The 17,092-nt window shown below is 71.4% G+C and carries 15 protein-coding genes, 1 tRNA gene and 1 other RNA gene; 7 read left to right on the top strand and 10 right to left on the bottom strand.

Annotated features, from left to right (window positions below; translation table 11 throughout):
* Nucleotides 1-2 precede the first annotated feature (2 nt).
* The 4 genes from A4X17_RS07075 (at nucleotide 3) to A4X17_RS07060 (ending at nucleotide 4,601) form a co-directional block, all read left to right on the top strand.
* Nucleotides 3-1,013 carry a 1-aminocyclopropane-1-carboxylate deaminase gene (locus tag A4X17_RS07075; protein ID WP_064294971.1) on the top strand — a complete coding sequence of 337 codons (1,011 nt, stop codon included), beginning with the start codon at nucleotides 3-5 and terminating at the stop codon, nucleotides 1,011-1,013.
* 371 nt (nucleotides 1,014-1,384) lie between these two features.
* Complete coding sequence (locus A4X17_RS07070) at nucleotides 1,385-2,407, top strand: acyl-CoA/acyl-ACP dehydrogenase (protein WP_064294970.1); 1,023 nt, start codon at nucleotides 1,385-1,387, stop codon at nucleotides 2,405-2,407.
* Nucleotides 2,407-3,873, top strand: coding sequence for a bifunctional PIG-L family deacetylase/class I SAM-dependent methyltransferase (locus A4X17_RS07065; protein WP_064294969.1), 1,467 nt, complete (start codon nucleotides 2,407-2,409; stop codon nucleotides 3,871-3,873). The genes A4X17_RS07070 and A4X17_RS07065 overlap by 1 nt, the downstream gene beginning before the upstream one ends.
* Before the next feature lie 23 nt (nucleotides 3,874-3,896).
* Nucleotides 3,897-4,601 carry a glycosyltransferase family 2 protein gene (locus A4X17_RS07060; protein WP_231884317.1) on the top strand — a complete coding sequence of 235 codons (705 nt, stop codon included), beginning with the start codon at nucleotides 3,897-3,899 and terminating at the stop codon, nucleotides 4,599-4,601.
* Between the two features lie 39 nt (nucleotides 4,602-4,640).
* On the opposite strand, the gene A4X17_RS07055 is transcribed toward A4X17_RS07060, so the two are convergent.
* Nucleotides 4,641-5,348, bottom strand: coding sequence for a DeoR/GlpR family DNA-binding transcription regulator (locus A4X17_RS07055; protein ID WP_064294967.1), 708 nt, complete (start codon nucleotides 5,346-5,348; stop codon nucleotides 4,641-4,643).
* Nucleotides 5,349-5,404: 56 nt separating this feature from the next.
* Between A4X17_RS07055 and A4X17_RS07050 the strand changes: the two genes are divergently transcribed.
* Together A4X17_RS07050 and A4X17_RS07045 are read left to right on the top strand one after the other, a co-directional pair.
* Nucleotides 5,405-5,764, top strand: coding sequence for a hypothetical protein (locus A4X17_RS07050; protein ID WP_064294966.1), 360 nt, complete (start codon nucleotides 5,405-5,407; stop codon nucleotides 5,762-5,764).
* 45 nt (nucleotides 5,765-5,809) lie between these two features.
* Nucleotides 5,810-6,310: a GNAT family N-acetyltransferase gene (locus A4X17_RS07045; RefSeq protein ID WP_064294965.1), complete on the top strand. Its 501-nt coding sequence runs from the start codon at nucleotides 5,810-5,812 to the stop codon at nucleotides 6,308-6,310.
* A 209-nt stretch (nucleotides 6,311-6,519) separates the two neighbouring features.
* Here A4X17_RS07045 and A4X17_RS07040 read toward each other — a convergent pair whose 3' ends face one another.
* The 8 genes from A4X17_RS07040 to A4X17_RS07005 all read right to left on the bottom strand — a co-directional run bounded on the left by A4X17_RS07040 (nucleotide 6,520) and on the right by A4X17_RS07005 (nucleotide 15,883).
* A complete protein-coding gene (locus A4X17_RS07040; RefSeq protein ID WP_082915989.1) occupies nucleotides 6,520-8,052 on the bottom strand; it encodes an MATE family efflux transporter in 1,533 nt (510 codons plus the stop codon).
* Nucleotides 8,053-8,283: 231 nt separating this feature from the next.
* Nucleotides 8,284-8,727, bottom strand: coding sequence for a MarR family winged helix-turn-helix transcriptional regulator (locus tag A4X17_RS07035; protein WP_064294964.1), 444 nt, complete (start codon nucleotides 8,725-8,727; stop codon nucleotides 8,284-8,286).
* Nucleotides 8,728-9,024: 297 nt separating this feature from the next.
* Nucleotides 9,025-9,112 (bottom strand) — tRNA-Ser (locus A4X17_RS07030).
* 143 nt (nucleotides 9,113-9,255) lie between these two features.
* Nucleotides 9,256-11,745: a DUF3488 and transglutaminase-like domain-containing protein gene (locus A4X17_RS07025; RefSeq protein WP_064294963.1), complete on the bottom strand. Its 2,490-nt coding sequence runs from the start codon at nucleotides 11,743-11,745 to the stop codon at nucleotides 9,256-9,258.
* Nucleotides 11,732-13,114: a DUF58 domain-containing protein gene (locus tag A4X17_RS07020; protein ID WP_064294962.1), complete on the bottom strand. Its 1,383-nt coding sequence runs from the start codon at nucleotides 13,112-13,114 to the stop codon at nucleotides 11,732-11,734. The genes A4X17_RS07025 and A4X17_RS07020 overlap by 14 nt, the downstream gene beginning before the upstream one ends.
* Nucleotides 13,115-13,176: 62 nt before the next feature.
* Nucleotides 13,177-14,220 carry a MoxR family ATPase gene (locus A4X17_RS07015; protein ID WP_064294961.1) on the bottom strand — a complete coding sequence of 348 codons (1,044 nt, stop codon included), beginning with the start codon at nucleotides 14,218-14,220 and terminating at the stop codon, nucleotides 13,177-13,179.
* The gene (locus tag A4X17_RS07010) at nucleotides 14,217-14,843 is read right to left on the bottom strand and encodes a hypothetical protein (RefSeq protein WP_064294960.1); all 627 of its coding nucleotides are present in this window, start codon (nucleotides 14,841-14,843) and stop codon (nucleotides 14,217-14,219) included. The genes A4X17_RS07015 and A4X17_RS07010 overlap by 4 nt, the downstream gene beginning before the upstream one ends.
* A gap of 389 nt (nucleotides 14,844-15,232) precedes the next feature.
* Nucleotides 15,233-15,883: an SDR family oxidoreductase gene (locus A4X17_RS07005; RefSeq protein WP_064294959.1), complete on the bottom strand. Its 651-nt coding sequence runs from the start codon at nucleotides 15,881-15,883 to the stop codon at nucleotides 15,233-15,235.
* Nucleotides 15,884-16,037: 154 nt separating this feature from the next.
* Here A4X17_RS07005 and ffs point away from each other — a divergent pair.
* Nucleotides 16,038-16,134, top strand: an RNA gene (gene ffs, locus A4X17_RS07000) — signal recognition particle sRNA small type.
* A gap of 238 nt (nucleotides 16,135-16,372) precedes the next feature.
* Here ffs and A4X17_RS06995 read toward each other — a convergent pair.
* Nucleotides 16,373-17,092, bottom strand: a 720-nt coding sequence (locus A4X17_RS06995; RefSeq protein WP_157583376.1) for an LPXTG cell wall anchor domain-containing protein, incomplete at its 5' end; no start/stop codon positions are given.

The raw sequence follows: 17,092 nt of genomic DNA, 5'->3' as shown, positions 1-17,092 counted from the left end.
ACATGTCCCTCAGCGACTTCGCCCGCTACCCGCTCACCTTCGGACCAAGTCCCGTCCACGAACTCAACCGCCTCACCGCCCACCTCGGCGGCGCGACGATCTGGGCCAAGCGCGAGGACGTCAACAGCGGTCTCGCCTACGGCGGCAACAAGACCCGCAAGCTGGAGTACCTCATCCCCGATGCGATCGCGCAGGGTGCCGACACGCTCGTGTCGATCGGGGGCTACCAGTCCAACCACACGCGTCAGGTCGCGGCGGTCGCGGCGAAGCTCGGGATGCAGGCCGTCCTCGTGCAGGAGAACTGGGTGGACTGGCCCGACTCCGTGAACGACCGGGTCGGCAACATCATGCTGTCGCGGATCATGGGGGCTGAGGTCCGTCTCGATCCCGCGGGCTTCGGCATCGGTTTCAAGTCAAGCTGGGAGCGTGCCCTCGACGACGTGCGCGAACGCGGCGGCACCCCGTACGCGATCCCGGCCGGGGCGTCGGACCACCGGCTCGGAGGTCTCGGGTTCGCGAACTGGGCCGCCGAGGTCGAGCAGCAGGAGCGCGAACTCGGCGTGTTCTTCGACACGATCGTCGTCTGCAGCGTCACCGGGTCCACGCACGCCGGCATGATCGCCGGGTTCGCCGGGCAGGACCGACCGCGCCGCGTGATCGGCATCGACGCGTCGGCGAAGATCCAGGAGACCCGCGACCAGGTCGCACGCATCGCCCGCAACACGGCGGAGCTCATCGGCCTCGAACGCGAGCTCCGCGACGACGAGATCACGGTGTTGGAGGGGTGGGCCGGCGACCTCTACGGGATCCCGGTCGAGTCGACGATGGAGGCGATCCGCCTGACCGGTCGGCTCGAGGGCATCATCATCGACCCGGTCTACGAGGGGAAGTCGATGGCGGGCCTCATCGACCTCGTGACGAGTGGTGACATCCCGGCGTCCAGCAACGTCCTCTACGCGCACCTCGGTGGGCAGCCGGCGATCAACGCCTACAGCGCCCTCTTCCGCGACTGAGCCGGTGCCGGGTGTCCCGCCCGAGCGAGGTGCCGGCGCGGTGCGCTGAGCCGAGGTGCCGGTAACCGGTGTCAGCGCGGTGCGCTGATGCGAACCCGAGGGAATCGGCGTGAGCGCGGGTCAGGCGAACGAGCGCGCCCCTCTGGAGACCCGCGCTCACGTCCATGACCCGCGCTCGCGTCAGCGCACCGCGCTGGCATCCGTCCGGAGACCCGCGCTCGCGTCAGCGCACCGCGCTGACGCACTACCAGGGTCGATGGTCGCGGTCCAGGGTCGGGCGGCGGCGCGTGGCGGTGCGAGACTTGGACCTCCACGACGCGAGGAGGTCGCATGCGCGCACCGATGGAACCCCGACACCAGACGCGGATCGCATGATCCGTCTGCAGTCGACCGCCTGGCCTTCCAGCGGCACCTCCCTCGACCTCGACGCTCTGCACGACGCGGCGACGGGATCGTTGGCGAGCATCGAGTCGCGCCTGGCCTTCACCTCCACGGCCGTGCGACTCGTCGGTCCGCTCGAACAGCGCACCGCCGGGCGCGTCTTCGCGGGACTCGGCGCCATCGCGGCGGCCGACGTCACGCTCGCACGCGTCGTCGAACCGCACCTCGACGCACTGGCCATCCTGCATCAGGCCGACCTCGAACCGCCGGCCGTCTCCACCTGGGGGGTCTTCGCGGCCGAGGCGCCCGGGCTGCGTCTCGACGCGACCCTGGTCGACGACGCCTGGCAGCTGTCGGGCACCAAGCCGTGGTGCTCCCTCGCCTCCCACCTGAGCGACGCGCTCGTCACCGCCCACACCGCGCCGGGCGAGCGGCGGCTGTTCGCCGTCGCACTCACCGATCCAGGGGTCACGACCGACGACAGCGTGTGGCTCGCCCGCGGACTGCCGCTCGTCCCGAGTGGCCCGGTCGGCTTCGACGGGGTCCCCGCGTCCCCGGTCGGCGACGACGGGTGGTACCTGCGACGCCCCGGCTTCTCCTGGGGCGGGATCGGCGTCGCCGCCTGCTGGTGGGGCGGCGCGATCACGCTCGTCGACCGCCTGCTCGCCGCGGCACGCACGCGACCCGACGCCGACCTCCTCCTGCGCACGCTCGGCGCCGCGGCCGTCGACCTCTCGATCGCCGAGCAGGCGATCGCCGACGCGGCCCAGGCCATCGAACACGGCCACGCCGACGACACGGCCGGCCCGCGCCTCGCCCAGCGCGTGCGGTCGACGGTCCGGGGTCGGGTCGACGCCATCCGCGCCGGGGTGCTCGGAGCACTCGGCCCCGGCCCGCTCACCTCCGAACCCGCCTACCTCGCCCGGATGTCCGACCTCGAGCTCTACGTCCAGCAGGACCACGGCGACCGCGACCTCGCGCGCTACGGCCGCATGCTGGTGGAGGCCGACTGATGCCCGCGTTCGACCACCGCGACCCCGGCACGTCGGCAGCCGCCTGGGCGACCCGCTTGCACGAGCTCGACCTGCCCGTCTGGGACGGCTGGCGACATGCCACGGGCGTCGTCGTGCTGTCGCCGCACCCCGACGACGAGTCGCTCGGAGCCGGCGGGCTGATCGCGGCCGCCGCGGCCGCCGGGATCCCGGTCGAGGTCCTCCTCGTGACCCTCGGCGAGGGATCGCACCCCGACTCGCCGACCACCACCCCCGAGGAACTCGCCCCGCGCCGGGAGGCCGAGTTCATCGATGCTGTCGGTCGTCTCCACCCGACGGTCGGGCACGACGTCCTGCGCATCCCGGACGGCGGCCTCGACGCCGAACGCGTGGGCATCGCGCAGCGACTGCGGGCAGCCGTCGCCACCGCCGGATCACGACCGCTCATCGTCGCCCCCTGGCGCGGCGACGGGCACCGCGACCACCGGATCGCGGGCGAACTCGCCACGGCCCTCGCGACCGAGCTCGACCTCGCGCTCGTGGAGTTCCCCATCTGGCTCTGGCACTGGGCCGACACCGACGACGCGACCCTGCCGTGGCCCGAGGCGCGTATCGTCCCGCTCGACGCGGCTGCGCACGGGGCGAAGATCGCCGCGATGGACGCCTACCCCTCGCAGACGGAGCCGCTCTCGGATGCGCCGGGCGATGAGGCGATCGTCGACCACCACCACCTGCAGCACTACGCACGGCGGTTCGAGGTGCTGTTCCCGAACGGGCGTGCGCTGGATCTCGTGCCGGGTTCCGACCCGGATGCGGGTGCGGCAGCGGACTCCGACACCGACGTCGCCACCGACAACGCCACCGCGACGGACACCGTCGTGACTGCCGACACCACCTCGCGCTCGAAGGAGTCGTTCGAGGACCACTACCGCGACCACCCCGACGGCTGGGACTTCGGGTCCTGGTATGAGGAGCGCAAACGTCGGGTCCTCCTCGCCGCCCTGCCGCGCCAGCGCTACGGCTCGGTGCTCGAACTCGGCTGCGCGACGGGTGTCCTGACGGAGCGGCTCGCGGACCGCAGCGACGACGTGCTCGGTGTCGACATCGCCGAGGCGCCCCTCGAGATCGCCCGTCGACGGGTGCCCGCTGCCCGGTTCGAACGGGGGACGCTCCCGGACGACTGGCCAAGCGGTGCCTTCGACCTCGTGGTGATGTCTGAGGTCGGCTACTACCTGTCGGGGACCGACCTCGATCGGGTCATCGACCACCTCCTCGGCTCGCTCACGCCCGGCGGGAGCATCGTCGCGTGTCACTGGCGGCACCCCGACGACCACGCCACGACCTCGGCCGAGTTCGTCCATCGCCGGTTGCTCGAACGCTGGCCCGGCCGTCGGTCCATCCAGCACGTCGAGGACGACTTCCTGCTCGACGTCCTCGTGCCCGCCGACGAGGCGAGCGTCGCCGCGGTGGACGGTCTGACGGGCTGATGCTGCGACGGATCGATGCCGTCGTGCCCGCACACGACGAGGAGGAGCTGATCGGGGCATGCCTCGACGCGCTGCTCGTCGCGCGTGCCGCCGTGCTGCGTCGTCGTCCCGAGCTGCAGGTGGGGATCGTCATGGTGCTCGACGACTGTCGCGACGACACGGCGCGGATCGTGCGGGAGCGGTTGGCGGGCTGTGATCCCGAGGAGGCGGTCACCGTCGTCATCGACGAGCGCAGTGTCGGCGCGGCCCGGCTAGCCGGTGTCGCGGCCGCTATGGGATCGCGTGCTGTGGGATCGGGTGCTGCCGACGTGTCAGAGCGGTGGATCGCCAACACCGACGCCGACTCGCGTGTTCCGGAAGCTTGGTTCTCCGTGCACGCCGATGCCTTCGACGACGGTGTCGACGTCCTCCTGGGGACCGTCCGCCCCGACTTCACGGACTTCTCCGAGCGCGACATCGAGCGCTGGATGGAGACCCACCCGCCCGGACATCTGCCGGGCAACGTGCATGGGGCCAACCTGGGTGTCCGTGCCGATCGGCTCGACGAACTCGGCGGCTTCCGTGAGCTGGCCGAGCACGAGGACGTCGATCTCGTCGAGCGTGCGCGGGCAGCGGGTCTCCGGGTCGTGCCGACGCTGGATACACCCGTCGAGACCTCGGGTCGGCGACGCGGCCGGACCCCGGGTGGCTACGCGGCGTTCCTCGCGGAGACCTACCCGCGCTCCTGACGATCCTGCACGTCTGATCCCCGGGCCGCATCCACGGTCCTATCCGTCCGTCTTCGGGTCGACGATGACCTCGGTGACCTCGCCGACGTCGAGCACCGGGTACCGGGAGACGGCCCCGATCTTCTCCTCACTCGCGAGGATGTAGACGTCGGTGCTGCGCTCGGCGAGGGCGCGTTTCGTCGCGGCGTCGTCGAGATCGCCGGTGGTGAGGCCGTGTTCGGGATGGAAGCCGGTGACGCCGAGGAAGCAGGCGTCGGCGCTCAGGTGACGGATGGCTTCAGCGGCGAGAGCGCCGCCCGCGACCATGGAGTGACGTCCGAGTTCGCCGCCGATCATGATGACGCGCGCCGGCGAGTGCTCCGCCACGGCGAGGGCGACCGCCGGGCTCGGGGTGATGACGGTGAGGGCCGGGTCGTCCGGGAGGAGTCGTGCGAGCGCGAGCGCGGTGGTGCCGGCGTCGATGATGACGGTGCTGCCCGGTCGGATCCGCTCGGCGGCGATGCGGGCGACGCGCTCCTTGCTGGCCGTCCCGAGGGACAGTCGATCCCGGAACGGGCGATCGGCCGCGGCGACCGGGAGTGCGCCGCCGTAGACGCGGACGCAGATGCCTGCTTCGGCCAACTCGCGGAGGTCTCGGCGGATCGAGTCCTCGGAGAGTCCGAGCGCAGCGGCGGCGTCCTTCGCGACGATCCGCCCGTCGCGGTCGAGGAGGTCGAGCAGGTGGGACCGTCGTTGTGCGCTCAGCATGCGCGCTCCTTCCTGATGTTGCACGATCGTGCACGGTTAACGCTACAGTGCTGGACATGACAACGCCACTCCTCATCCTCATCGCCGGCCCCTACCGTTCCGGGACCGGCGGTGATCCCGACGCCATCGCCCGCAACCTGGAACGACTCGAAGCCGCTGCGGCGCCCATCTACGCGCTCGGTCACGTCCCGATGATCGGGGAGTGGGTCGCGCTGCCGATCCTGCGGGGGATCGACACCGCGTCGGGCGACGGCGACGTCATGTACGAGACGGCGAGGCGGCTGCTCCAGCACTGCGACGCCGTGCTCCGGTTGCCGGGGGAGTCGTCCGGTGCCGACACCGACGTCGCCATCGCCCGTGAGCGCGGGATCCCCGTGTACACCGACCTCTCGGAGATTCCGGCGCTCGAGGGCTGAGGTCGCTCGCTCGCGGAGTCCCGGCGCTCGGCTAGGCTGACGCGCGTGCTCGACGACCTCAGGATCCGCCGCTACCGCGACACCGATGCGCGGGCGACCAGGTCGATCTTCGAACGCGCGGTGCGGGTGACCGCTGCCGCCCACTACACGGCCGAGCAGCTCGCCGCATGGGTGCCGGACGACCCGGCAGGTGCCGTGCTGGACGACTGGGCCGCCCGACGTGCCGCGGTGACGACGTGGGTGGCCGAGCTCGACGACGCGGTGGTCGGTTTCACCGATCTGGACGTCGAGATCGGATACCTCGACATGCTGTTCGTCGATCCGGACGCGGGACGACACGGCGTCGGGTCCGCGCTCATCCGTCAGGTGCTCGACGAAGCCCGGGCGGTGGGGCTCCGTGAGGTGACCGTGCAGGCGAGTCGGACGGCGCAGCCGGTGCTCGAGCGCCACGGCTTCGTCGTGGTCCGCGAGCAGCGGGTCGAGCGTCGCGGGGTGCTCATCGAGAACGCGGTGATGCGGATACCCCTGGACGCCTCGACGGGGTGATGCTCCCGAGACGGCCCGCGCGCCCGGCGGGGTGTCGCCAGCGCGGTGCGCCGACTCGAACGCGGTGGTGCGGGTGCCGGCGCGGTGCGCCGACGTGAGATCGCTGCAATCGGCGTGAGCGCGGGTCGTGGACTTCGGCGCGGCCCTCTGGAGACCCGCGCTCACGCGTGTGACCCGCGCTCACGTCAGCGCACCGCGCTGGCAGCCCGTCAGGCGTCGGCGAGTTGGGCCTCGGCACGCTCCGGGGAACCGGCTGCGAGCCCACGGTCGATGGCGCGTCGCGAGCCGAGCCAGAGCAGGACACCGACCAGGAAGACGATGACCTCCGTGACGGTGAGCGACCAGACGATGCCACCGAGTCCGAACCACAGGTTGCCGAGGAGGACGATCGGGACGAACAACACGCCCTGGGTGACGGCCATGACCGCCGCGGGGAGCGCTCGCCCGGTCGCTTGGAAGAGCGAGGTGATGAGTCCGGTGAACCCGTTGGCGATCATGGCGGTGAGCTGGGCGACGAGGATCGTGACGCCGAGACCGAGGACGGCGGGGTCGGCGATGAACGCGGAGACGATCGGTTCGCGCAGGACGAGGACGACGCCGGCGAAGAGGACCGAGATCCCGCCGACGGTGAGTGCCGAGGCGCGGAGAGCCGACCGGAGGCGCGCGCCGTCGCCCTTGCCGAACGCATAGGCGAGCAGCGGGAGCACACCGAAGGTGACACCCATGACCAGGAACTCGGGCACCTGGGCGATCCGGACCGCGACGCCCATGGCGGCCAGCGGGGCGTCTCCGTAGGCCGCGGCCAGCGTGTTCAACACGAGCGCGGTGACGATGAGGAACCCCGACTGCAGGAGCGTGCTGACCCCGACACCGAGGACCGGCTTGAGGATCGTCGGCGACAGGGTGAACCAGCGCGGTGCGCGGCTGACGTGCTCGCTGTTGCGCTGCAGCCACGCCACGAAGTAGACGAGGACGCCGAGGTTCGCCAGTCCCATCGCGAGTGCCGCGCCGGCGACGCCCCAGCCAAACCCGAGGATGAAGACGAGATCGAGGACGAGGTTCGCCACGGCCGACGCGATGAGGGCGATCATCACCTGGCGGGCGGCACCCTCGGCCCGCACGAGCTGTTCCAGACAGAACGCGGTCGCCATGACGGGGACGAACGCGAGCATGACGCCGATGAACGCCGAGGTCGCGGGTGCGGTGACCGCGTCCGCCCCGAGCAGCGACACGAGGGGACCGAGGAACACGAGGCCGATCCCGCCCAGGACGGCGCCCGTCAGGAACGCGCCCCAGACCGAGAAGGAAGCGGCCCGTTTGATGTCCCCGGCCTGTGCCGGGTCGTGTTCGGAGGCGCCCAGGAGTCTGGAGATGAGCGCGCCGCCGCCGACGCCGAACAGGTCGCCGATGGCCATGATCAGTCCGAGGATCGGGGCTCCGAGCGTGATCGCGGCGAGCAGGGTGGTGTCGTGCAGCGAGCCGACGACACCCGCGTTGATGAGGTTGTAGACGGCGCTGACGACCAGGGCCGCCGCCATCGGGACGCACAGATGGATGAGTGCCCGGATGATCGGGGCGGTCGCGAGGTACCAGCGGTTGCTGCCGACCGTGTCGGCGGCGGTCGATGGTGCGGTGTCGGTCGAGGCTGTGGTGACGGTCGGTGGCGCGGTGGCCGTCGACGGTGCGGTGCTGCTGGGGAGGGGCGTTCCGGTTGTGGGATCGATGTGGTCTTCGGGGTGCATGGGAGGCTCCGTTTCGGGCAGGGTCCGCGCGCGACGATGAGCGCCGGCGCGGCGAGGGTTCGTTGGTGGGGTGGTCGTCCGGTGCGGGCGGAGCGGACAGGCTCAGCAGGCGTCCGGGCGCGACGGACAGCGCCGTCGTGGCGTTCGCGGTCGCCATCGCGTGCGGCGGTCGGCGGATGACGCGGCGAGTGGTCTCGGCGTGGTCGGGGAGCTCGGGTTCCCGAGCGGTGATCAGCGGGTCGGCTGCGGCAGGTGCGCCGTGAGCTTCGTGAGCAGAGCGTGCAGGGTGTCGCGTTCGCTCTGGTCCAACGGGGTGAGTATGCTGTCGTCGGCCTCGGCCATCGCGGTCTCGAACCCGGCGATGAGGTCGGTGCCGCGCTGCGTGGCGAAGACCCGCTTGGTGCGGGCGTTCCCTGCTTCGGCGCGTCGTTCCACGAGTGCTCGGCGTTCGAGTCCCTGCAGAAGACTCGAGACGCTGGCGGCGCTCGTCCGGCTCACCTCGGCGATGTCGCGTTGGATGGAGCCTGGATGCTGGACGAGGTACCCGAGGACGAAGGCCTGCTCGTGCGTGAGTTCGCGAGCGCGGATCCAGTCTTCGCCTGCTTTGCGTTGTGCCCACGCGATCCAGCGGAGCAGTTGGAGTGTGCTGCTGAAATCGGGTGTCTCATCATCCATGGTTAGAACGCTAACGCTTTGAGTTCTAACTGTCAACCCTCGAATGATCGACCTGCTCGGCGCGGTGCGCTGACGTGAGTTGGGCGGACTCGGCGTCAGCGCGGTGCTCTGACACGAAACCAACGAGTTCGGCGTGGGCGCGGGTCGTAGCCCTGAGCGCGCCCCTCCGGAGACCCGCGCTCACGCGTGTGACCCGCGCTCACGTCAGCGCACCGCGCTGGCGCCACGGAGAGACGTCGCTGGGGAGGCCCGGAAACGCAGAACGCCCCGCACGAGGCGGGGCGTTCATGGTGAAGCTGGCGGAGAATGGGGGATTCGAACCCCCGAGGGCGTTAACCCAACACGCTTTCCAAGCGTGCGCCATAGGCCACTAGGCGAATTCTCCAAGGCAGTTTGTGAAAAACGGCCAGATAGCAGCATACCTGGTTCCCGGACCGCCGCGCGCCACCCGGCCCCGCCGCCGCGTTCCGAGCCCGGCCGACCACGAACGCGAGCGGTCGAACACACCGGCACGGAGCGCCACTCGCGTCAGCTCGCAGCAGGCGGCCGCCAGTCCACCCGTTGATCACGCCGCAGCACGAGCGACCTCGGGAGGACTGCCGCGAGCACGCGTTCGAGCGGCTGACTCGCGGACCGCAGGGCCGCCTTCGCCTCAGCCAACGCTGCGTCGACCGAACCGGCGCTCGCCGCACCACCAGCGCTCGGCGCATAGCTCTCCCGCTCGACCGCCGCCACGAGCCGGTCGACGGCCGGCGACTCGATCCGGAACTGCCCGCGCAGCCTCGACGCGAATCCACGGGGTGACTCCGCCGACGTCACGGGGAAACCGAGGTCGCGGGCGGTGTCGAGGAACTCCACCCAGGCCCAGCCCGCCGAGGTCCCGTCGCCCAGTGCACGCCGACGCCCGGCCGCACGCCGGAGACCCCGGGCGATCGACGGGGTGGCGAGCAGCACCAGCACGCCGAGCAGGATCGCGAGCGGAACGAGGGCGGCGGTGAACGCCCCGTCGGACCGGGTCGAGGCCGGTCCGCCGAGCGCGTCCGCGGTGGGGGTCGGGGTCGACGCCGCGGTCGGAGCCGGACGGCTGTCGGGACTCACCGATCCGCTGCCGGGCGTCGCCGTGCTCGCGTCGCTGAACTGCGTCACGACCCCGCGGCTGGCCGTCGGCTCGAACGGCACCCAGCCCACGCCCTCGAAGTACAGCTCCGGCCAGGCGTGCAACTGGTCCGAGGTGACGATGTAGGTGTCGCGGTTCGCCGGGGTGTTGTCGATCGTCGTGCCCGGCAGGTACCCGATGGCGATGCGCGCGGGAATGCCGAGGACGCGCGACATCACGGCCATCGCGGACGAGAAGTGGATGCAGTAGCCGGCCTTGCGCTCCAGGAACGTCGCGATGACCTCGGCGCCGCTGCCGTCGAAGCCCTCCTCGACGGGTGCCGACTCCGAGTACTCGAAGGTGCTGCGGAAGTAGCGCTGCAGGGCGATCGCGCGGTCGTAGTCGGTGGAGGCGGTCGCCGTCACGTCCGCAGCGGTGTCACGGATGATCTGCGGCAGGTCGTCGGGCAGCTCGAGATAGGGGGCGGCCGACGCCGGGTCGGCGACCGGCGGGACGTCGCGCATCTGCTGTGCGGTCGGCAGGATCGCGGTACTCGTCGCCGTGTAGGTCTGCCCGCGGGTGGATCCACGCTCCGCCATCGCCGTCAGCCCGGCTGCCTCGAACCGCCAGTCACCGCGGAGCCCGTCGACCTTCTGCGTCGGATACGGTAAGGGCAGCCACGGGCTCGACAGCGAGTCCACCGTGACCGTCGTCTCGAAGGTCTCCACCGGGATCGCCTCGCTGAGTCCGGCCGGCGCGGGGAAGGCGTCGAGCGTGTTGCCGTCGTTGTAGCCCGAGTTGTCCGGTCCCCAGACGGTGCCGGTGAACTCGTTGAGGTCGGTGACCTTGAGGTACGGCGGTTCGTCGGCGGTGGTCGTGTACTCGAGCGCGGTCGTGTTCGCGGGGCGCCGCAGACTCTGGCCGAGCGAGATGAGCGGGTTGATGCCGTTCACGAACGGACCGCTCCCGCGGGCGCCGGCGGTCACGTCCCGGACGGCGAGGTCCGGGAGCACGGCCGGCGTGAGGAGCGCGACGACCACCGCGACGGCACTGACGAGGACGGCCGGACCGAGACCTCCGAAGCGACCGGCGCCGGTCATCGCCGACGGTCCGGCGCCGCGTCCATCGCCGGATGCCCGGGCCGAGGCGAGGGCTCGCAGCACCTCGCGGCGTCGGACGTCCTCGCGGAGCAGCCAGAGGAAGGAGAGGGCGACGAACGCGAACACCCACGGATCGAGGGGGAACGACACGGCGACCGTCGGCCCGGCGTACACGGCGAAGACGAGGACGGCTGCCAGCACCGGCGCGTGGCGGCCGAGCACGAGCCACGCGACCGCCAGCGCGACGAGGCCGCCGCCCGCGGCCATGACGAAGACCACGCCGGCGTCGGTGTCGAGTGGGGCCGAGCCGTCGTGGAAGGTCTGGAACCCGGCGTCACGCAACCGCTCGAAGGCGCCGAGCGTCGTCGGGGTCGGGACGATGCCGATGATCGCCGTCTCACTGGCGAAGAACAGCGTGATCGTCAGCAGCCATGCGATGCCGGCGCCGAGCCACACGAACACCGCCGGCAGTCTCGTGCGCCGGAGGAGGATCGCCGTGGCGAGGACGATCGCGATGACGAGGTTCGTGACGAACCACCAGTCGAGCGCGTCGAGCACCCGGCCGAACCCGAGGCCACCCGTCGCGAGGAGCAGGAAGGCGGCGAGGCCGAGACGCAGGTCGCCGACGTTCGCGGTGTCGCGTGGGTCGTCCCGGCGTCCGCCGGCGTCTCCCGACCATGACCCGCCACTGGTTCCGCCGCGGGACGGACGTCGAGGGTTCGACGAGCCGGCACCAGGACGGACGCCCGCTGGCACGCCTCCGCGAGACGCCACTCGGCCACGGGCGGCGGCCGCCGCGCGGCGTTCCTCAGCGACGGACATACGCACCTCCGGCACCCCGACCACCACGGCCGCCGCGGCCGGAAGGCTGCGGCGCCAGCGTGGTGGTCGCCGGGCCGCTCGTGCCGGACCAGAGGGCCTGGAACGATGCGCCGCGCTCGCCGACGTGGCATCGCCACCCGGCCGACTCCAGGAGCTCGATGGACCGACGCCGCGCGCCGGCCGGGAGCAGTGCGACAGGGAGTGGTGAGAGGTGCGCGACCGCGGTCAGCTCACCGAGATCGCCCTCCTCGACGTCGCCGAGGATCGCGATGACCGGTTGCGATCGGCGCGCGGCGATGACGGGTGAGAGGTCGAGGAACCGATCGGGCCGGACCGACGGACGCAGGAGGGCCAGGTCGAGCAGCGCGGCGTCGAGATCGTCCTCCTCGAGATGCTGCCCGCCGCGGGCGAGCGCGTCGCCCATGTCGCCGACGGGGCTGGACCGCAGGCCACCGGCCGCGGATCTCGCACTGATCTCCCGGGAGAGCTCCTCGGTTCCGGCGCCGACCAGGTTGACGCGGTAGTCGGCGTCGACGAGGTGGGCGGTGATCGAGGCCGCGAGCGACACGGCCTGCTCGAACGCCGGCAGGTACGACGGATCGTCGTCGGGCCAGGCCCAGTGGGCCGCGGCGGTGTCGAGGAGGACCGTCGCCTCGGGGTCGTTCTGCTGCTCCTCCTGCCGCACCATCAGCTCACCGTGGTGCGCGCTCGCCCGCCAGTGCAGTCGGCGGATCGCGTCTCCCGGCAGATAGGGGCGCGCGATGATGTCGTCCTCGCCAGCGCCGACGTGTAGCGACGACGGACGCGTGGAACCGTCGCGGCTGGCGGTGAGCGCGGGGATCTCGGGCAGGACCACGACCTCCGGTAGGACGACGACCGCATGCGTCCCGCCGACGTCGCGCCGACGGACGACGAGTCCGAACGGGTCGCTCACGGTGAGTCCGAGCGGGCCGAGCTCGTGCTCGCCGCGACGCAGTGCCGTCACGGTGTACTCGGCCGTTCGCCGGCGCGATCCGATGCCCGCGACGCCGGTACTCGGCAGGGTGCCCTCGGCGCTGCCGGCGAGTCCGGGCGGCACACGGTCCTTCCACTCCGTGTGGACGTGGGGGAGCGCGCTCGTCTCGGCGATCGTGACCTCGACGGCGATCCGCCCGCCGACCGCGACGAGGTCGGGCCGGGTGGTGCGGTCGACCCGGAGCGACGGCCGTTCGAGGTAGACCGCGCCGAAGCTGGCGGCGACGAGCGCGACGAGCAGTCCGGCGGCGGCGAGCAGCTCCGGAGAGCCGATCCCGCGCGCGAAGATGAGGCACACGCCGGCCGCGACGAGCACGCCGACCGCGCGTCTCGTCAACGGCACGCGACGCTTCATGGGCTCAGGACCTCCGGTGCCGGATCACGGCGATCCGGCGGTCGCGGTGCGGGGCCATCGGTTCAGGACCTCAGCTCGGTGCGACCGGAGTGCGGCACGGGTGTCCGCTCCAGCAGCTCGGCGAGCACTTCGGAGACCGCCTGGACGCCCGAGCGGTCGTGGGCGCTCACCGCGCGGCGGGTGGGGATGAGCCGGTGGGCGAGGACCGGTGCCAGCAGCTGGTCGATGTCGTCGGGGAGGACGAACTCGCGGCCGTCGAGCGCTGCGAGGACCTTGGCCGCACGGACGAGTTGCAGGGTGGCACGCGGGCTCGCGCCGAGGCGGAGTTCGGGGTGCACACGGGTCGCCTGCACGAGCGAGACGCAGTACTGCTCGACGATCGGCGACACGAAGACGCCGCGGGCCCAGGCGATGAGGCGCTCGACGTCGCCGCGTGACGCGACCGGACCGATGGTGTCGAGCGGGTTGACCGTGTCGCGCTGGCGGAGCATCGCGAGCTCCGCGGACGCGTCGGGGTATCCCATCGAGATGCGCGCCATGAAGCGGTCTCGCTGGGCCTCCGGCAGAGCGTAGGTGCCCTCCATCTCGAGCGGGTTCTGTGTGGCGACGACCGTGAACGGCGACGGCAGGGCGTGCGTCTCGCCGTCGACCGTCACCTGACGCTCTTCCATCGACTCGAGCAACGCCGACTGGGTCTTCGGCGAGGAGCGGTTGATCTCGTCGGCGATGACGATGTTCGCGAAGACCGCGCCGGGCTTGAACTCGAACTCGCGGTCGACCTGGTTGAAGATCGAGACGCCGGTGACGTCCGATGGGAGCAGGTCGGGCGTGAACTGGATCCGGCGGACGGTGCTGCCGACGGACGCGGCGAGGGCCTTCGCGAGGACGGTCTTGCCGACGCCGGGGACGTCCTCGATGAGGAGGTGGCCCTCGGCGAGCATCACGATGAGCGCCATCCGCGCGGCGAACGGCTTGCCGTCGAGGACGCGCTCGACGTTGTCGAGGATGCGCTCGGCCAGCACCTGGAACTCCTCGGCGTTCAGCGCCGGCTTCAGTTCGGCGACGGTGTCCCGTGGGGCGCGGCTGGTGTTGCTCTGCTCGGTCATGGTCGGCTCCTGCGGTCGTGGTCGAGCATGCGCTTGAACAGCAGCGCGACGATGGTGGCGAGTCCGATCGTGATGAGGGTCGGGGCAAGTGCTCCGAGGAACTGCATCCAGAGGTAGTTGTCGGTCGGGCCGCTGTCGCCGACGAACCCGCGGTAGAGCAGGGTGAACGACTGCCACAGCCCCACGCCGCCGCCGAGCGTGAAGACGACGCCGACGATCCAGAGGACCCGTTCCCAGACGACGGCGCGGACGCGATGGGCGTCGGCGGCGTCGAGGTACTCCTCGTACCGCTGCTGGTCGAGCTGGGTCTGCTGCGCGTCGGGACCTGCCGAGCCAGGCTGATCGGCAACCGTCGTGGTGTCAGCGGTCCGAGCTTCGAACGGGTGGATGCGACGGTCGGCCTGCGACGGCATGCCGCGGGACGGCCGGGCGCGCGGGCCGTCGTCGAACCGGTCGTCGGTCGGCGGGCGGACGGGGCGACCGTCGGTGGGCGGCTGGATGAGCTGCGGGGCGATCTCCTCGAGTGAGGCGAGGCGGCTGCGCCGGCCGATGTCACCGGTGTTCGGTCGGGTGCGCTCGTCGGTGTGTCCGCGCTGGAACGCGGGGTCGTAGCGTTGGTCCATCGTCGGCCTCCGTCGCGCTGCGTACATCGTCCGGGCCGGAACCCGTTGCCCGATCCTAAGACTGATAACGAACAGGTAACACCCCTGGACGTGTCGCCCACAGGAACTCCATATGTGTACCAGGTCGCGCACACACGGTGCCGCTGCGGGTCGGGAACTTCTTCGGAGCCGACGTGCCCAACGGTTGTGCGGCCCTTCGACAAGCTCAGGGAGCGGTGTTCGTTGCCCGTCCCGTTCTGGTCCCTGAGCTTGTCGAAGGGTGGCGTCTGCTCGCGGTGCCCTTCGACAGGCTCAGGGACCGGGTTCGAGCTCCGGGACCGGGTGTGCCGGAAACGACGACAGGCCCGGGAACGGGGATCCGTTCACCGAGCCTGTCGAGGTGCAGGGGCCTACAGCGCCGCGAGCGCCTCGCGGATCGGGGTCTCGCCGCCGATGACCTCGAACTGCGTGCGGGACGCCGCGCCCGACTCGATGAGCGCGAACAGCACGGCGGCGACGTCGGCGCGCGGGATCGAGCCGCGGTCGGTGGTCGTCGCGGCGGTGATCGTGCCGGTCGGGGCGTCGTCGGTCAGGCCGCCCGGACGGACGATCGTCCAGTCGAGGTCGCGCCCGCGGAGGTCGGCGTCGGCCTCGGACTTCGCCCGCAGGTAGACCTGGAACACGTCGTCCGACTCCGGGTCGAAGTCGTCGGTGCTCATCGCCGACACCATGACGTAGCGAGGGACCTTGGCGAGCTCGGCCGCCTCGGCGAGGAGGATGGCACCGTCGCGGTCGAGGGTGAGCTTGCGGTCGGCGCCGCTGTTCGGGCCGGCTCCCGCCGCGAACACGACGACGTCGGCCCCGGCCAGTTCGTCGGCGAGTTCTGCTGCCGAGGAGTGCTCGAGGTCGAGGACGATGGCTCGGGAGCCGATGCCCTGGAGTTCGCCCACCTGCTCGGGGTTGCGGATGATGCCGGCGGGGGAGTGTCCTGCTTCGGCGAGCAGTCGCTGCAGGTGCAGGGCGATCTGTCCGTGTCCTCCGGCGATGACGACGTCGGTCATGTGAGTCCTCTCGTTCGATGCGGTCCCGATCGGTGCGCCGTCCGTTCGTGGGGACGGCGGTCGATCGGTGATCTGGGGCCAGTGGTCCCAGATCCGCCAGTCAACGCTTCAACCGGGGCGTACGCAACCCGGTCGCGGCTCGGGTACACTGGGTGACGGCTCCCCGCGTGGCGCCATCCAGGCCAACTCCCCCAGGGCGGAAACGCAGCAAGGGTAACCGGGCTCTGGCGGGTGCGCGGGGAGTCTTTTCGTGCCCGCGGTGCCCGCGGTGCCCGTCTCCGGGCCCGGCACGATCAGCCCGTCCGCGTCACAGGAGGACATCCGCCTCGCAGCAGGACATCCGGCGCCGTTTCCTCCTGCTCTCGCGCCGATCTCCTGCTCTCGCGCCGATCTCCTGCGCTCGCGCCGCTCTGCCGTCGACCGCGGAAGCACGCGAAAGCCCCGGAGCCCTGCACATGGCAGGACCCCGGGGCTCGGGAGCGCGTCAGATCAGCTGAGCTGTGCGCGACGCTTCCGGACGACGAGCAGTGCGGCTCCACCGAGCATCAGCAGGGCGCTGAGACCGATGAACGCGGTGCCGTCGACACCTGTCGACGCGAGGGAGTTCCCGGCGTTGGCTGCCGGCGGCGTGGCTGCACCCGGTGCGACAGCGGCCGGGGCCGCAGTGAGGGTGAAGGACACGGGCTCGGACGGAGCCGAGATCTGGTCGACCTCGGTCGGGGCGGGGACGGTGCTCTGGATCGCGACGGTCGTGTACGCGTTCGGTGCGAAGGCGAGCGTGACGCTCCACTGACCGTTCTCGTCGACGAGGATGTCGTCGGCGGGGTCGGCCGGCTCGGCTGCAGCGCGGGCGTTCGCGGAGACCTCGTCGAGGGCGGCGGTCGGCACGGTCAGGAGACCGATGTAGGCACCGGGCTCGCCGGTTCCCGTGAACGTGACGCGGTCGCCGACGACCGTCTGGCCCTCGGTCGGGCTGGTGATGCTCGGAGCGCCGAGGACGGTGTTGACCGGGAGCGTGAAGTTCACGGTCTCTTCGCCGCGGCCTGCGCCGCCGGTGACCTGGTTGACGTTGACGGTCTGGGCGACGGCTGCGTCGTCGGCGTAGGTGCCGGTGGTGGTCCACTGGCCGCCCGTGACGACGGCGGCGGTGGTGCCGGGGACGCGGTCTCCGTTGGTGTCGAGCACGTTGACGGTGGAGCCGTCGGTGCC

It is taken from the genome of Plantibacter sp. H53 (assembly GCF_001650455.1).
Lineage (GTDB): Bacteria > Actinomycetota > Actinomycetes > Actinomycetales > Microbacteriaceae > Plantibacter > Plantibacter flavus_A.
Note: the sequence above shows the minus strand (reverse complement) of the source record. Positions and strands in the feature narration are given on the sequence as shown.

Coding starts and splice junctions, on each gene's coding strand:
- A4X17_RS07035 (WP_064294964.1), bottom strand. CDS start 8,727: ATGGATGATGAGACACCCGATTTCAGCAGCACACTCCAACTGCTCCGC.
- A4X17_RS07075 (WP_064294971.1), top strand. CDS start 3: ATGTCCCTCAGCGACTTCGCCCGCTACCCGCTCACCTTCGGACCAAGT.
- A4X17_RS07015 (WP_064294961.1), bottom strand. CDS start 14,220: ATGACCGAGCAGAGCAACACCAGCCGCGCCCCACGGGACACCGTCGCC.
- A4X17_RS07055 (WP_064294967.1), bottom strand. CDS start 5,348: ATGCTGAGCGCACAACGACGGTCCCACCTGCTCGACCTCCTCGACCGC.
- A4X17_RS07025 (WP_064294963.1), bottom strand. CDS start 11,745: ATGTCCGTCGCTGAGGAACGCCGCGCGGCGGCCGCCGCCCGTGGCCGA.
- A4X17_RS07005 (WP_064294959.1), bottom strand. CDS start 15,883: ATGACCGACGTCGTCATCGCCGGAGGACACGGACAGATCGCCCTGCAC.
- A4X17_RS07065 (WP_064294969.1), top strand. CDS start 2,407: ATGCCCGCGTTCGACCACCGCGACCCCGGCACGTCGGCAGCCGCCTGG.
- A4X17_RS07020 (WP_064294962.1), bottom strand. CDS start 13,114: ATGAAGCGTCGCGTGCCGTTGACGAGACGCGCGGTCGGCGTGCTCGTC.
- A4X17_RS07010 (WP_064294960.1), bottom strand. CDS start 14,843: ATGGACCAACGCTACGACCCCGCGTTCCAGCGCGGACACACCGACGAG.
- A4X17_RS07070 (WP_064294970.1), top strand. CDS start 1,385: ATGATCCGTCTGCAGTCGACCGCCTGGCCTTCCAGCGGCACCTCCCTC.
- A4X17_RS07050 (WP_064294966.1), top strand. CDS start 5,405: ATGACAACGCCACTCCTCATCCTCATCGCCGGCCCCTACCGTTCCGGG.
- A4X17_RS07040 (WP_082915989.1), bottom strand. CDS start 8,052: ATGCACCCCGAAGACCACATCGATCCCACAACCGGAACGCCCCTCCCC.